This is a genomic window from Xylanibacter brevis P6B11, from assembly GCF_000621825.1.
GTDB lineage: Bacteria > Bacteroidota > Bacteroidia > Bacteroidales > Bacteroidaceae > Prevotella > Prevotella brevis.
In genome coordinates, this window is sequence record NZ_KK211352.1 from 335,260 (window position 1) to 350,581 (window position 15,322).

Annotated in this window: 11 protein-coding genes; 4 read left to right on the forward strand and 7 right to left on the reverse strand. The window is 53.9% G+C overall.

Going from position 1 to position 15,322, the window contains the following annotated elements:
* Positions 1–244: 244 nt before the first annotated feature.
* The 4 genes from T496_RS0111000 to T496_RS0111015 form a co-directional block, all read right to left on the reverse strand.
* A complete protein-coding gene (locus tag T496_RS0111000) occupies positions 245–1,177 on the reverse strand; it encodes a glycoside hydrolase family 43 protein (protein WP_394331350.1) in 933 nt (310 codons plus the stop codon).
* A gap of 63 nt (positions 1,178–1,240) precedes the next feature.
* A complete protein-coding gene (locus T496_RS14050) occupies positions 1,241–3,610 on the reverse strand; it encodes a glycoside hydrolase family 76 protein (RefSeq protein ID WP_027450801.1) in 2,370 nt (789 codons plus the stop codon).
* 5 nt (positions 3,611–3,615) lie between these two features.
* The gene (locus tag T496_RS0111010) at positions 3,616–5,082 is read right to left on the reverse strand and encodes a glycoside hydrolase family 125 protein (RefSeq protein WP_027450802.1); all 1,467 of its coding nucleotides are present in this window, start codon (positions 5,080–5,082) and stop codon (positions 3,616–3,618) included.
* A gap of 185 nt (positions 5,083–5,267) precedes the next feature.
* Positions 5,268–6,575 (reverse strand): MATE family efflux transporter, encoded by a 1,308-nt coding sequence (locus T496_RS0111015; protein WP_044111140.1) that lies wholly within the window; start codon positions 6,573–6,575, stop codon positions 5,268–5,270.
* A 205-nt stretch (positions 6,576–6,780) separates the two neighbouring features.
* Between T496_RS0111015 and T496_RS0111020 the strand changes: the two genes are divergently transcribed.
* The 4 genes from T496_RS0111020 to T496_RS0111035 all read left to right on the forward strand — a co-directional run bounded on the left by T496_RS0111020 (position 6,781) and on the right by T496_RS0111035 (position 10,716).
* Entirely contained in the window at positions 6,781–7,017 is a 237-nt protein-coding gene (locus T496_RS0111020; protein ID WP_027450804.1) for an acyl carrier protein, read from the forward strand.
* 178 nt (positions 7,018–7,195) lie between these two features.
* A complete protein-coding gene (gene fabF, locus T496_RS0111025; protein WP_027450805.1) occupies positions 7,196–8,458 on the forward strand; it encodes a beta-ketoacyl-ACP synthase II in 1,263 nt (420 codons plus the stop codon).
* Positions 8,459–8,518: 60 nt separating this feature from the next.
* Positions 8,519–9,547, forward strand: a complete 1,029-nt coding sequence (rnc, locus tag T496_RS0111030; protein WP_027450806.1) for a ribonuclease III — start codon at positions 8,519–8,521, stop codon at positions 9,545–9,547.
* Positions 9,544–10,716, forward strand: a complete 1,173-nt coding sequence (locus T496_RS0111035; RefSeq protein WP_027450807.1) for an aminoacetone oxidase family FAD-binding enzyme — start codon at positions 9,544–9,546, stop codon at positions 10,714–10,716. The genes rnc and T496_RS0111035 overlap by 4 nt, the downstream gene beginning before the upstream one ends.
* On the opposite strand, the gene T496_RS0111040 is transcribed toward T496_RS0111035, so the two are convergent.
* From T496_RS0111040 to T496_RS14750, 3 genes are read right to left on the reverse strand one after another with little or no spacing between them, the layout of a single operon-like run.
* Positions 10,713–11,759: a lysylphosphatidylglycerol synthase transmembrane domain-containing protein gene (locus T496_RS0111040; RefSeq protein WP_044111141.1), complete on the reverse strand. Its 1,047-nt coding sequence runs from the start codon at positions 11,757–11,759 to the stop codon at positions 10,713–10,715. The genes T496_RS0111035 and T496_RS0111040 overlap by 4 nt on opposite strands.
* A 27-nt stretch (positions 11,760–11,786) precedes the next feature.
* Positions 11,787–12,770: a CDP-alcohol phosphatidyltransferase family protein gene (locus tag T496_RS0111045; RefSeq protein ID WP_027450809.1), complete on the reverse strand. Its 984-nt coding sequence runs from the start codon at positions 12,768–12,770 to the stop codon at positions 11,787–11,789.
* Between the two features lie 55 nt (positions 12,771–12,825).
* Positions 12,826–13,911 (reverse strand): glycoside hydrolase family 43 protein, encoded by a 1,086-nt coding sequence (locus T496_RS14750; RefSeq protein WP_044111202.1) that lies wholly within the window; start codon positions 13,909–13,911, stop codon positions 12,826–12,828.
* Positions 13,912–15,322 lie beyond the last annotated feature (1,411 nt).

Here is a 15,322-nt window from a genome sequence, read left to right on the forward strand (position 1 = left end):
AAACTTTGATAATTGCTTTTTCATCATACTTACTTACGTTTTTAGCTATTAATGACTTTTGTGCAAAATTAAGCATATTTTAAAATAATAACTAAAGAATAACGGTTTGTATTAATGGAAAACGATTAATACAAATCGTAACATAACTGATATTCAAGCAATTATAATTTCGGAGAAACGGGTTTTGTATAACGAAAATATTAGCTTTTTAGCGTTATACAAGGCAAAAAAAAGGTAGCCGGAGCTACCTTTTTTTAAGCGGAGAGGGGCTGACGCCCTCAAAAGTCATCTTGACTGGCTTGATAAATCCTTGGTCATCGAACTCTAATTTATCGATGCAGGTGACGCGGTGATCGCGCCCCGTGTCGCCCAACGGACGACGGTGATAGACGATGTACCACTCGTCGGCACCGGCTCCCTTCACCACAGAGTGATGACCAGCACCGGTGGCCACCGATGGATCCTGCTGCAGAATCTTGCCGATGCGCTTGAACGGACCCATGGGCGTGTCGCTGATGGCATAAGCCACACTGTAGTCGGGACCTCCCCAGCCGCCTTCACTCCACATGAAGTAGTACTTGCCGCCGCGCTTCAGCATGAAAGGTCCCTCTACATAGTTCTCGGGGGTCACCTCTTTATACATGGTTCCATCGGCCAAAGGCACCACGCTGAGAAGGTCGGGGGCCATCTTGACCATATTGCAGTGGCCCCAGCCACCATAATACATATAGTACTGACCGTCGTCATCGCGGAACACAAACTGGTCGATGGGCTGCGCACCATTCACGATCTGCTGAATGAGGGGCTTGCCAAGGGCATCCTTATAGGGGCCCTGTGGCTTCTTGCTGACAGCCACGCCGATGCCGCCTACCTCGCCCTCGTGAACGTCGTTGGCCGAGAAGAACAGGTAGTAGAGACCATCCTTCTCGAGAATAGCTGGTGCCCACATGGCGCGACGCGCCCAACTGACATTCTCGCTGGTGAGCACGCGGGGGTGCTTCTTCCATTTCACCAGGTCGCGCGAAGAGAACGCATCGAAGTACAACTGGTCGTCGTACTCGGCAGAGAAGGTGGGGAATATCCAATACTGGTTGTTGAGCACGGCAGCCTCGGGATCGGCATACCACCCCTGGAACAGGGGGTTACCGCTGGTGCGCACCTTCTTGGCATAGGTCATAGAACCTGCGCACACTAGCAGCGAAAGAGCAAATATTATCTTTTTCATCATAATCCTTTTTATTTATTTGACCAAAACCTTCTTGTTGCCGTGGATGTAGAGCCCAGGACTGACGGGCGCATCATACTTGACGCCTGTCAGCGAATACCAGGCCTGCGACTGCGAGCTTTTGGCTACAGGGACAATGGCGGCGGGGTCGTCAACTCGGATGAGCTGAATCTTGTCGATATAGGGTGCACCGCCATTATCGTTGCCAAACGTGAGCAGGTTGGTGCCGGCCTTCAGCGTCACCTGCAGGCGCTTCACCTTGGCCTTAGCCGCATCCAGCGAGCCGGTGCTCTCGTAGGTGGTGGAAGCCTTGGTGCCGTTGTTCACACGGACGTACATCTGGCGGTTCTGCGAGTAGAAATAGGTGACGTCCACATAGTAGTCGCCAGCCTCAGCAGCATCGTATTTAAAGGTGATCGTGTTTGAAGAGCCATTACCGATGTTGCGGGCATACATGCCGCCAGAGGCGTCGTCCGACTGGCTCAGCGTCACCTGACCGGTGGTCACGGCATGCTCTGCCTCCAACTGATTAAAAACGTCGCTGAGGTAGGTCACCTCTATCTTTTCTATGGCGGGCAACTTATTGCTGCTGTTGCTGAGAGTGAGGGTGTTCTCGCCAGCCTTGAGGGTGGCGAACAGCATGCGCTGGCCCAGTGTACTACCGGTGGAAGCCAACGAGTTAGAACTTGCGCTGCCGTCATTAACCGTCAGCGACACGTTTGTCTTGCCGTCGGCACGATAGTACACCTTCACCATGTAATGGCCAGCACGCTCGGCCTGATAGATGAAGGCCATGCTGCGATTCTCGTCGCGCTGCGCGTCGTCCGATGAAATGGCCGTTTTTTGCAATTTGCCGACAGGAACACTGAAAGCAGCAGCCAACGAGGCTGCACCACCGAAGGCACACCCCTGGAGGCTGTAGTCAACCGCATCGTTGCCGCTGCCGAACATAAAGTCCTCGCTGGCCTTGGTCAACCAGGCGGAATGACCAAACGAACGAGAGTTCAGGTTGTTGTAGGCACGCGCTGCGTTGGCAAGCACCCACTGCTGGTAGTCCTCGTTGTTGAACTCGCGAGCATACAGGCCAGCATAGCGCATCAAGATGCCCTTGAAGCCCTGGAAGTCGCCATCGGCACTCTGACAAACATGGATGATGCCTTCGTTATTACAGAGGTCAACGCGCGCTCTGTTGATAATCTTGTCAGCATCCTGCTTATACTGTTCAGTACCGTAATGGCGGTACAACAAGATGGCAGCGCCCAGCATGGTGCCCTGGTTGTAGGTAGAAACCCAGTTGTTGCGACTCTTCACCGCCAGGGTGTTGGGGTCGAGCACCACGCTGTCCCACACCTTTCCGGTAGAGGGTTCAAACAGGTACTGGCGCTGGTTCTGATACAGTTCGCGGGCTTTCTCAAAGTAGCTCTCGTCGCCGGTGCCCATGCCGATGTAGCAGGCAGCCACCTCGGCAGGTCCGTTGATACACGAGTTGGTGCCATTACGATCGCCCGAGTTCTCGGCCCAGCGTAACATACCTATATATCCCAGATAAGCACGATTCCAAATCGTGTTGAAGTTGTTCTTGGCATCGGCCAGATAGGCCGTCTTGCCCGTCAACAGATGGGCACGGGCAGCCGCAATGATGAGCCACATCACGTCGTCGTTGAAGTCGTGGCCATACCACTTATAGTCATCCTTATAGACCAGCTTATTCCAGCTGCTGCCTACCTGCTGCTTCAGATAGTTATAACAAGACTCGAAGACATCGAGCACACGGCTGTCGCCCGTGGCCTCATAGCAGTCGAGGATGCTCTCGAGGGTCTCGGCCTCGCCCCATCCGCCGGCACAGAACGTGCGGTAGCCCGTGCCGCGGTCTTGCATATACTGCTGCAGATAGCCGTTGAGCATGCGCTGGCGTGCCGTCTCGTCGAAGGTGGTCTGTGGCTGCACCTCCTCGAGGAGCCACAGCGTGCCAGTGCCGCCAGCGATGGGTTGGCGCCCCTCGGTGGGGTTGGTCAGACGGAGTGACAACCTCTGCTTCAGCGTGTAGCAGCCTGCCTGCTCGGCATTGGCAGTCAGCGTCCAGCCCGTCTGGTTGGCAACTTGTGTCAGCGAAGCACTGGTGGCATCGAGATACATGCCCGTATAGACATTGCGAAAGGCCATCTTTCCATCACCAGCATCCTCAGCCGTCCACTGTTGGGCGGGCACGTTGGTCTCGGTCCACACCACCACTGGCGCACCAGCGCTCGTGCTGGCATTGCTGACCATCAGCGACTTAGTGGTGTCGGCCACCGGCGCGATGCGATAGCTCTTGCCCACCTCTATAGCCCCCATGGCGGCAGTAGATGCAGCCAGGAGGATCAAACTAAAAAAAGACTTCTTCATGGTGTTTACTGCTTCTGCACTTTCTTCAAAAGCTCCAGTTTTCCTTCGTCAATCAACTTCAGGATCAGTTCACCAAAGAGCGAGTTCTGCCAAGCAAACCACGAACGGGTATAGTTGGCGGCATCATCCTTGTGGAAAGACTCGTGGATGAAGCCCGTGCCATTGTCGGTATTCACCAACTGCTGCAAGCACCACAGAATCTCGGCATCGTCCTGACTGGTGAAGGCCTTCATCATGACAGACATCGGCCACACCATGTCGTAGCCCACATGAGGACCACCGATACCCTCGCCAGCCTTACCGCTGAAGAAATAGGGGTTGTCCTTGCTCCACACGAAGCGGCGGGTGTTCTGGTAGATAGGATCATCTACGGGCACATCGCCCAGGTAAGGCATAGCCAGCAGACTGGGCACGTTGCTGTCGTCCATCAGCAGGTGGTTGCCGAAGCCATCCACCTCGAAAGCATAGATCTTGCCATACTTAGGATGGTCATAGACAGCATATTTCTTCAGCGCTGTCTCTACCTCGTCGGCCAGCACCTTGCACTCCTTGGCCAGGGTGGCATTGTGGTTCACCTTGGTCAGCACCTCGGCAGCCTTGCGCAGAGAGGTGACAGCAAAGAAGTTAGAGGGCACCAGGAACTGGAACGTGGTGGCATCGTCTGAGGGACGGAAAGAAGACACGATCAGGCCAACGGGGTTGACGGGTGTGCCGTAACCGTTGTTGCTGGTGGTGTCAAACTGGCGGTTGGTCTTACGCTCGAAGTGGTATGGACCGTGGTTCTCCTTGCGCTGCTGCTCGCGGAAGGTCTGCAGCACTTTCTGCATGGCCTGCTGCCACAGGTCGCCAAAGATGCTGTCGTCGCCCGTCACCAGCCAGTAGTAGTAGGCCAGACGGATGGGATAGCACAGCGAGTCGATCTCGTACTTGCGCTCGTGCAGTTCGAGCTTCATATCGGTATAGTCGCTCTGCCACTCGCCACCGGTGGGACCGAAGTTGAAGGCGTTGGCATAGGGATCGATGATGATGCACTTCAGCTGGCGCAGAATGGTGCCGCGCACCATCTTGCGGATGTCCTTATCCTCCTTGGCAAACTGCACATAGGGCCACACCTGTGCGCCAGAGTCGCGCAGCCACATGGCGTGAATATCGCCAGTATAGACAAACGTATCGTCGTCGCCCTCGCTATCACTGTAGTGCACGGTGGTATCCAGCGTGTTGGGGAAACAGTTCTCAAACATCCAAGCCAGGTAGGGCGCATCCTTCAGGAGCTTCTTTACCTCCTTGATCTTCTTCTCGATGACCTCGGCATGGAAGAGACGCTCTTTGGCTGACGGACGTCGGCACACTTTAATGTTGTCGGCAGGCACAGCAATCTGGTCTGCATACTTCATGGATACTTGGTTTGACTGTGCCGCCGCGGGCATAGCCATGGCGACCATTACTGACAAAGCAATTGGTTTTAGGTTCATAAAAATGCGTTGTTTTACTAGTTACTATTCAGTTCTGCGTGCAAAATTACACATTATTTATATGATATGAAAGAAAAAACAAATCAAAAAACAAAAAAAGTGTTTCTAATGGTCGTTCTTTTTCTTGTTGTTCAGCCTCCTTTGCCGCGTATTTTTGTCGCTCTTTAGCGGCAAAACGGGTGCTTTTAAGCGGTAAAAGGGCTGCTCTTCATTTGATATAGCGTACACACGGCCCCTCTGGCGAGGAGATAGGCGATGAAAGCCAGCCACAGGGCGTGGTTTTGCATGACGGGGGACAGCAGCCAGTAGATGAGGAAGAAGCACAGGGCTGCCACCAAACAGGAGAGCAGCATGCCGCGCGTCTGCAGGATGCCGATGAAGATGCCGTCCCACACGAAGGCGGCCACACCGGCGAAAGGCACGGCCACTGCCCACCACAGGAAGCCCGTGGCCGTCAGTACCACGGCGGCATCGGTGGTCAGCAGGCTGAGCACGGTGGTGCCGCCCAGATAATATGCCAGCGTGAAGAGCGTGGCCACCACCACACCCCAACCGAAGATATAGCGGATGGTGCGCTGCAGCATGGCCTGGTTGCGGGCACCCTGATAGCGCCCTGCCAAGGCCTCGCCGGCAAAGGCAAAACCATCCATCACATAACTGAAGAACATGAAGAACTGCAACAGCAGCGTGTTGGCTGCCAGTATCTCGGCGCCTTGGCGGGCGCCAGCCGAAGTAAAATACAGGTTGACGGCCACCAGGCACACCGTACGCAGGAAGATGTCCAGGTTCAGGCTGAAGAAACGGGCCAAGCCCTGACAGAGTTCGCGCCACGGCGATGGATGGCGCCTGAGCATTCGGCCATAGAACCTGAGTATCAAGGCGATGCCCACCAGAAAGGTGGACCACTGTGCCACCATCGTGCCCAGCGCCACGCCGCGTATCTCCATGTCGAAGCCGATGACCAAGAAGAGCGACATACTGATGTTGACCACGTTCTGACCGATGGCCAGCAGCATCGGCACACGCGTGTTCTGCATGCCTATCAGCCATCCCATCAGCACATAGAGGCCCAACATAGCCGGCGCTCCCCATATACATATATTATAATAAGAGGCACAAAGGGGTGACACCTCGGGCGTGAGTTGCATCAGAAAGAACATGAGGCGACGCAAAGGCCACTGCAGCACCACGATCAGCAGTCCCACCGCCAGCGCCACCAGCAAACCGCGGCGCAACATGGTGGCGGCCACCTGCAGTTGGCGAGCGCCAAAAGCCTGTGCCGTGAGCCCGCTGGTGCCCATGCGCAGGAATCCGAAAAGCCAATACATCACATTGAAAATCATGGACCCCACGGCGATGGCTCCAATATGGCGCGCACCCCCCACATGCCCCATCACCACCACATCGCAGAGGCCCAAAAGAGGCACGGTGATGTTGGAAACGATGCTCGGCACTGCCAAATATACGATTTTTTTGTTCAATGATGTATCCATTTCGAATGCAAAAGTAATAAAAATCAGCAAGATTGCTTAAAAAAAGTAATGTATATTGCACAAAAGCACCCTGTGTGTGCACACAAAAGGTAGTTTTCTTAAAAAAAATTTGCGTAATTGAAAGAAAATGAGTTACTTTGCACCCGATTTTGGAGAAAACTTAATCACATTGAACATAAGTATTAACAATTAAAAGAAAAAAATCATGTCAGAAATTGAAAGCAAAGTAAAGGCTATTATCGTTGATAAGCTCGGTGTTGATGAGGCAGAGGTTAAGCCCGAAGCAAGTTTCACAAACGACCTGGGTGCAGACTCACTGGACACTGTAGAGCTCATCATGGAGTTCGAGAAGGAGTTCGGTATCTCTATTCCCGATGATAAGGCCGAGAAGATTGGCACCGTTGCCGATGCTATTTCTTATATTGAGGAGAACGCGAAGTAAAAAGGATAATAGTGAAAAGTGAAGAGTGAAGAATTTGCTACCGCTATGACCTTCACTGAAAAGGACGAAGGACGGTAGTAAATTCTCTACTCTTCACTCTTTTTTTAGGGATATTGTATCGGAAGCATATTTTTTACTCTTCACTATTCACTATTCAGTCTTCACAAAAATAAAACCTATGGAATTAAAAAGAGTCGTTGTAACAGGTCTGGGCGCAGTTACACCAGTGGGCAACACTCCCGACGAGATGTGGAACAACCTCATCAATGGCGTAAGCGGAGCAGCACCTATTACACATTTTGATACCACAAATTTCAAAACCAAGTTTGCTTGTGAGGTGAAGAACCTCAACGTAAACGACTTCCTGGATCGCAAAGAGGCTCGCAAGATGGACCGCTATACTCAGCTGGCCCTGATTGCTGCCAAGCAGGCTGTAGCAGACTGCGGATGGGATCTTGAGCAGGAAGACAAAGACCGCATCGGTGTTGTCTTTGGTGTAGGTATTGGCGGTATTAAGACCTTCGAGGACGAGATCACCTACTACGGTGTTCATCGCGAGGACGGTCCTAAGTTCAACCCCTTCTTCATCCCTAAGATGATTGCCGACATCGCAGCCGGACAGATCTCTATCATGTACGGCTTCCATGGTCCCAACTACATCACATCTTCAGCATGTGCTTCATCAAGCAACGCACTGGCTGACGCCTTCAACCTGATTCGTCTGGGCAAGGCCAACGCCATCGTTACCGGTGGTGCCGAGGCTGCTATCTGCGAGAGCGGTGTTGGTGGTTTCAACGCCATGCACGCCCTGTCAACTCGCAACGACGAGCCCGAGAAGGCCAGCCGTCCATTCAGCGCTTCGCGTGATGGCTTCATCATGGCAGAAGGTGCTGGTTGTCTCATCCTCGAGGAACTGGAGCACGCCAAGGCTCGTGGTGCCAAGATCTATGCCGAGATGGTTGGTGCAGGCATGAGTGCCGACGCTCACCACATCACAGCTTCTCACCCCGAAGGTCTGGGCGCTAAGCTGGTGATGAAGAACGCTCTGGAGGATGCCAACCTGCAGCCTGAGGATATCGACTACATCAACGTACACGGTACGTCAACACACGTAGGTGATATCTCTGAGGCAAAAGCTATCAAGGAAGTCTTTGGCGACGCTGCCTTCAAGCTGAACATCTCTTCTACCAAGTCAATGACTGGTCACCTGCTCGGTGCCGCTGGCGCTGTAGAGGCTATGGCCACCATCCTGGCTGTGAAGAACGACATCGTTCCTCCCACCATCAACCATGAGGATGGCGACGAGGATCCCGAGATTGACTATAACTTGAACTTCACCTTCAACAAGGCACAGAAGCGCACCGTACGCGCTGGTCTGAGCAACACCTTCGGTTTTGGCGGACACAATGCCTGCGTTGTATTCAAGAAATTTTCAGAGTAAGTGAGCAAAGTGAAAGCGTGCTTTCATTTTCGAACGAAAGAAAATTCATCGAAGATAAGTATGAAGATTAAAGATATCATTAATCGTATAAAGCTCCCTTTCCGCAAGGAAAAGGAGCTTTATTCTTCTCTGCGTGCCATCATCGGCTTCTACCCCCACAACATCAAGTACTACAAAACGGCCCTGACACACAAGAGCTCTGGTAAGCGCAACGAGAAGGGTCGTCCGCTGAACAACGAGCGCTTGGAGTTTCTGGGCGACGCACTACTTGATGCCGTGGTGGGACACATCGTCTATGAGCACTTTGCCGGCAAACGAGAAGGATTCCTCACCAACACACGCTCTAAGTTGGTGAGCCGAGAGACATTGGGCAAACTGGCCCAGGAGATGGGTCTCACCGAACTGATACAGAGCAGCGGCACCCAGCGCTCGCACAACAGTTATATGGCTGGCAACGCCTTCGAGGCACTGGTTGGTGCCATCTATCTGGACCAGGGCTACGATGCCGTGATGACATTCATGAAGCAGCGCATCCTGGCTCAGATGGTGAACATCGACAAGGTGGCCTATAAGGAGGTGAACTTCAAGTCTAAGCTGCTGGAGTGGACCCAGAAGAACCGCGTACGCATGGATTTCAAGATACAGAAGGAATCGCAGGACGAGAACGGCTCGCCCGTGTTCTGCTTTGTGGTCATGATCGAGGGCGTGGAAGGCGGCAAGGGTCAGGGCTTCTCGAAGAAGGAGGCCCAGCAGAACGCCTCAAAGGAGACGCTGCAGCGCCTGCGTCGCGAACCACAGTTCATCGATGCCATCTTCCAGGCTAAGTCCGAGCGCACCAAGATGGAGGAAGAGCCCACAGCCATTGCTCCCGATTTGGAGAAGGAAAAGGAGTTCATCATCCCTACCGAGAAGAAAGAGAAGGCAGATACGCCTCAGAAGGCCGAAGCCCCTCGTCCTGCCGACAAGCAGGAGAAGGCTGCTGAAAGCGATGTTGATGAGTTTGACCTCTCGGACATCAGCCATCAGCCCAAAGAACAGTCACGCGAAGATATTATCGCAGCTGCCGAGGCCGCTGCTTACGACGCATGAAGACAGCAATCGTAGGAGGCGGCGCAGCAGGTTTCTTTCTGGCCATCAACCTGAAAGAAATGTGTCCAGGAATGCAGATTGACATTCTTGAAGCCGGCTCACGCGTATTAAGAAAGGTAGAAGTTTCGGGCGGCGGGCGCTGTAACTGCACCAACTCTTTCCGTGAGGTTGCAGACCTGAAGAATGTGTATCCGCGCGGCCACCGACTGCTGAAACGCCTCTTCAAGCAGTTTGACCACCGCGCTGCCTATCAATGGTTTGAGCAGCGCGGTGTCAAACTGGTCACGCAGGAAGACCAGTGCGTCTTCCCGCAGTCACAGGATTCACATACCATCATCAACCTGTTTCTCAGCGAGGCCCACCGACTGGGCATCACGGTGAAGACCAATCAGCGCATACACACTCTGGAACAGCTGAGCGACTACGACTACATCGCCGTCACCACTGGCGGCCTGTCGCCACAGTCCACCCTGCTGGCCTCCCACGAACTGGAGACGCCCGTACCCTCACTGTTCACCTTCAGCATCAACGATGCCAAACTGTGCGACCTGATGGGCACCGTGGTCGAGGCCAGCGCCATGATTCCCGGCACCAAGTTCAGGGCCTCTGGCGCCCTGCTGATCACACACTGGGGGATGAGTGGTCCTTGCATCCTGCGTCTCTCCAGCTACGCCGCAAGGGCACTCAGCGAAGCCCACTACCAGATGCCGCTGGCAGTCAACTGGACAGGCAGCAACGAGGCCGAGGTGCTGCAGGTGCTCGACGAGACCATCATTGCCAACCGCCAGAAGCAGCTGTCGTCTGTACGCCCGTTCAACCTCCCCACCCGCCTGTGGAACTACCTGCTGGAGAAGAGTCTGGGCGCCCGCGCACATGCTCCCTGGGGCAGCCTCAACCGCAAAGAGCTGAACCGACTCACCAACACGCTGGTCAACGACACCTACCCCATCCAAGGCCGTGCCGCCTTCAAAGACGAGTTTGTGACCTGCGGTGGCGTGGCCCTGTCGGCCGTCAACCCCTCCACACTGGAGAGTCGCACGCAGCCACACCTCTACTTCGCCGGCGAAGTGCTCGACATCGACGGCGTCACGGGTGGATTCAATTTCCAAGCAGCCTGGACCACAGCCTATACCGTAGCCCAAGCCATCAGTCAATCAGTAAATGCTTAATTACTCGTCTTATCGAGCTTCATCAGTAGAAGACCGATAAGAATCCAAATGATTTCTCGCACACGGCAGATGATGCTGACAAAGATGCCGAGGGCAGCCGAGAGTTCCATCACAGCGATGGACACCACGAAGCCGCCTTCCTGCACACCTATCTGCATGGGCAGCCATCCTATCAGGTTGGCCAGCAGCGAGGTGAACGAGAGTATCAGCACCGAGTGCAGGAACGTCAGCACCAGTCCGCTCATGCCGCCACCACAGTCGATGCCAAAAAGCAGCAGCATGAACATAATCTCAAGGCTCTGTACCACGCGTGAAAAATACTCCAGCAGCAGACTGCTATAGAAGGCCCGCTTGTCGGTCTGATGCAAGGCAGCAATCTGCTCGTCCACATGATGCAGCGTCTCGGCATGCGTCTCCAGCATGCGGGCGCTCCAGTTCTTCAGTCCCGGCACCTTGCCAATCCAGCGCACGCCCTTCACCACCAGACCCTTGCGATAGCCACGCGAGAAGAGGTAGAACGCCACCAGACAAAAGACGATGGCCAAGGCAAACATGAAGGCCATCACTGGCGTCAGTTTCAGGTCGCCAATGGCCACCAGCGCCAGATAGAGGAAGATAGACGTGAACCAGAACCAGAAGTGGGCAAAGATGTGCATCATGGCATAGAGCACCACCGACGAGGAGGCATGCTCCTTGCTCATGTCGCGCGACAGTGCAATGATACGGTATGGCTCACCGCCAAGACCGCCCACGGGTGTGGCATAGTTCAGGGCATAGCCCGTAATGGTGAGACGGAAGATGCGCCAGAAGCCCACGTGCTCGTCGTCGCTGCTCACGCCGCGTATCACGCTCTGCCATGCCAAGGCGTTGATGCCATATACAAACACCCACACGCCCACGATTGGTATCAGCCAATAGCCGGCGTGACAGATGTGCTGCCACAGTTCTACGAAGCTCACGTCGAAGGTGAACATCATCACCACGACAGCCAGCACACCAATAAAGAATAAGAAATTATTGATTCTCTTTTTTGTCCACGTCATGTGTATGCCCGTTCTTTTAATTACAACCTAAGAGAGTTTCTCCACCATCTCTTTACAGAAGGCCTCATGGCGACGGTTGATCCACCATGCAATGAGTCCCAGACCGATGATCTCCCACAGGAAGTTCAGCACGGGCACGTCGAGCAGGCAGAACAAGAACAGGAAGGCCGAACGGAAGTTAAAGACAATGAGACCTACGCACTTCACCAGCGGCTTAGAGCAGGCATGCAACTGTGCACGCACGTCGCGTGGAATCTGGTCGCAGGCGCCAAACTTCTTTTTCAGCACGGCCATCAGGCGCTGGAACTGCGGTGTCACGCGCTCCTGCTTCTTGGTGTATTCCACGTATTGCTGTTGGAACAGGCGCTCTACGAAGGGAGCATCCTTGGGCATCTGGTCCAGTATCTCCTGCTGGCGCTCTGAGTTGTCGAGCTCACAGCCCTTCTCGCCCTTCTGGAAGAACAGGTGCACCTGGATGTAATAGTCGGCCAGGCGCTGCTGTCCGGCCAGTCCGTGCAAACCGGAATAGGCAGCCAGGGCAAACACCACGATGGTGGCAATGATGGCATTCGTGGGTGTGTCTTCGATGCCCAGCCATCCGAACTCGATGTCGTGGTGCTGATAGAAGCGCCAGATCAAGGCCAAATAGATGGGGGTGAACCACGCAAAGCCGGCCACACCGTCGAGGATGCGACCCATGCGACTCTTCTTGCCCGAGATGCGCGCCAACTGTCCGTCGGTGCAATCCAGGATGTCGCCCACCATCAGCAGCAGGATGCCCACCAGGTTCAGCAGCAGTCCTGCCCACGACTCATAGTGATAGCTGCCATGGGCAAAGAAGAAGCAGCTGGCAGCCCCAAACACCATCGACCATATCGTCACAGTGTTGGGGTGAATACCAAACTTATTGAAGAATTCTGCCAGATAATAACATATCGGGCGAACTATATAAAGATCAAAAATATCCTCCGTTTCCGTCGATTTTAGGCTCTTTAGTATCTTTTCGTTCATGGTCCTTTTTTCTAAAAACTCCGCAAAGTTACTAATAAGTGAGGAAACATGCAAATTATTCTCCACAAAATTCGTCGCACCAGCGCACAACTGGCTTGCCATTCTCAAAGTCGATGGGAATCCAGACGTAACGAGCATCGCGGGGATGGCGCGGGCGCCAGATGTCTGCCATGAAGATATGACGACCGTCGTCGAGGGTGAGCACAAAAGTACTCTGTCCGCCAAAGGTATTCTCTGCCTTTGGTCCCCTACAGGGATTGGGGTGCTGCGTCCATGGGCCCCAGATGCTGGGTGCCGAGAACATGCGGGCCTCGTTGGGGTCCCAACCGGTGCAACCCGAGGTAATCATCCAGTAGGTGCCGTCGTGCTTGAAGATGGCCGGTGCCTCGTTTTGTCCGCCTGCTGCCACACGGGTGTAACGGCCGGTGTGATGCAGGTAGTCGGCCGTCAGCTCAGCCACGTGCAGTGTCATGTTGTCTTCCGACGAGAAGATGTGGTAGGCCTTGCCGTCATCGTCGATATAGAGGGTCATGTCGCGCGCCATCTGACCTGTGGCGAAGTCGCGCTTCACGAAGAGTCCGTTTCGCAGGGCTTCGTACCATGCTGGCGTCCACCACTTCTCAAAATGGGCCACGTGGAGTGTGTCTAATAGCGCCTGACTCTGTGCATTCTGCATTTCCACGGGCCACGTGCCCGCATTGGCCCTTTGCGAATACAAGAACTTATAAGGTCCTTCGGGGCGATCAGCCACTGCCACGCCATAGCGGGCGGCAGCGTAGCCCTGTCCTTTCAGTTCCAGGTGGAACCACATGCAGAACTTGCCCGTCACCTTATTATATATTACCTTCGGTCGCTCCAATATGCAGCCGCGTTCTATATCGTGGCCGCGCTCGTCGCTGACGCTCAGCGCCACGCCACAGTTGCGCCAGTTCACCAGGTCTTTCGAGGCATAGCACATCACGCCCACCATAGCATTGCTGGTATGGTCGTCCTTATGTTCGCCAAACCAATAATACGTATCGCCATACTTCATGATGCCGCCACCGTGGGCATTGATGTGACGTCCGCTCTCGTCGCGCCACAGTGCGCCATTGGCAAGGGTGCGCGGCTTCTGTTGTTGCTGGTTCCAATACTGTTCCAGTCGCTTGGCCTCAGCCTTGGTGATATGAATCACCGACCCATGCTTTGGCGACTTCACCCCCTTTATCTTCATCACGCCCTCGTTGAATCGGCCCAGCGGCTTGAAGGTCTTGAAGTCGGACGTCTCCACGAAGCCGAAGTTATGAGGGTGTACGCTATAAACATCGTACATCACCACCCATTTCTTCTCACCGATGCGTTTCCACACATTGGGAGCCTCACAGCCACTGTTCTCGCCGTCTATCTGCTCGGCATGGTAATCGTCGAAGTGGTTGATGCGGTCAGAGATCATATACTTGATGCCGCCAGGGTTCTCTTGCGACACATAGGTCATGAAGTAGCGGCCGTCGGGCATCGGGCAGATGTCAGCGTCGAGCACCTGCGTCTTCTCGTCGGGGTATTCAAAGAGCAGCTGGGGCTCGGTCTCCAGTGTGGTGAAAGCCTCATCGGCATAGCTATAGTACAGCTTGGTGCGCTCGCCGGCCTTCTCGCGGATGGTGAAATAGACCATGGGCTTGCCCACCGTGGGGTCCCAGATGGTCTGTGGTGCCCAGGCGCATCCTATCTCTGCAAACTTTTCTGGAAAGAGTTTATCAATGCGTGCCACGTGGTGGGTCCAATGTATCAGGTCGTCGCTGGCCATCAGTACCAGTCCACGGTTGTTGCCCCAGCCATACCTGTCGGGGCGTTCCCACTGTGTGGTGCGCAGTCCTTTCTGCTTGCCAAACACATGCAGGTCGGTCATGGCTATATAGAACTTGCCGTTGGGTGCCCGGTAGATATGCGGATCACGTATGCCATGCTGCTCGGCAATGCTGTCGCCTGCGATGATAGGTTCGCCATTGTTCACAGGTGTGAAGTTATAGCCATCATAGCTGATGGCCATGAACAGCGAGTGGGTGGGGTCTGTGAAATAGGTGAAGAGATAGGCACCCATGTCCTTTTCGGTGAGTGCACGTTTCTGTTTGCCTGCCATCGTCATAGGCAAGCAGACAAAGCAAAGAAGAAATACTAGTAATAGTTGTTTTAGTTTCATGCCGCAAAGATACACAGAATTTTCGAAAATCAGACATACTAACAGATGAGAAAGACATAATAACTTTTCTTAAAGACATAATCGCTCGGCTCTGCCGCTTTCACTAAGCGAAGCGACTGAAAGAACAAACGAACATACTTTTCTATTTACTCCCCTCCATTCAGGGAGGGGTCGGGGGTGGGTCTCTTCCCCTCCCCCTTGGGGAGGTCAGGAGGGGGTCGTGGGGAGGTTGGGAGGGGGTTGTGGTCTTTCGGTTTTGGCTCTTTTCCCCTCTTATACACCAACTATTGCAAGCCAAGAGTGCCCCTTTCAGCTTGCAATAGTTATACTTTTGGTGTTCATCTAAAGTCTAGAAAGGTCATTTCTAGAGTCTAGA

Bases quoted from the DNA above. Each gene is read 5' to 3' on its own strand.
- T496_RS0111000 (WP_394331350.1), bottom strand. From the start codon at position 1,177: ATGACCTATGCCAAGAAGGTGCGCACCAGCGGTAACCCCCTGTTCCAG.
- T496_RS14050 (WP_027450801.1), bottom strand. From the start codon at position 3,610: ATGAAGAAGTCTTTTTTTAGTTTGATCCTCCTGGCTGCATCTACTGCC.
- T496_RS0111010 (WP_027450802.1), bottom strand. From the start codon at position 5,082: ATGAACCTAAAACCAATTGCTTTGTCAGTAATGGTCGCCATGGCTATG.
- T496_RS0111015 (WP_044111140.1), bottom strand. From the start codon at position 6,575: ATGGATACATCATTGAACAAAAAAATCGTATATTTGGCAGTGCCGAGC.
- T496_RS0111020 (WP_027450804.1), top strand. From the start codon at position 6,781: ATGTCAGAAATTGAAAGCAAAGTAAAGGCTATTATCGTTGATAAGCTC.
- fabF (WP_027450805.1), top strand. From the start codon at position 7,196: ATGGAATTAAAAAGAGTCGTTGTAACAGGTCTGGGCGCAGTTACACCA.
- rnc (WP_027450806.1), top strand. From the start codon at position 8,519: ATGAAGATTAAAGATATCATTAATCGTATAAAGCTCCCTTTCCGCAAG.
- T496_RS0111035 (WP_027450807.1), top strand. From the start codon at position 9,544: ATGAAGACAGCAATCGTAGGAGGCGGCGCAGCAGGTTTCTTTCTGGCC.
- T496_RS0111040 (WP_044111141.1), bottom strand. From the start codon at position 11,759: ATGACGTGGACAAAAAAGAGAATCAATAATTTCTTATTCTTTATTGGT.
- T496_RS0111045 (WP_027450809.1), bottom strand. From the start codon at position 12,770: ATGAACGAAAAGATACTAAAGAGCCTAAAATCGACGGAAACGGAGGAT.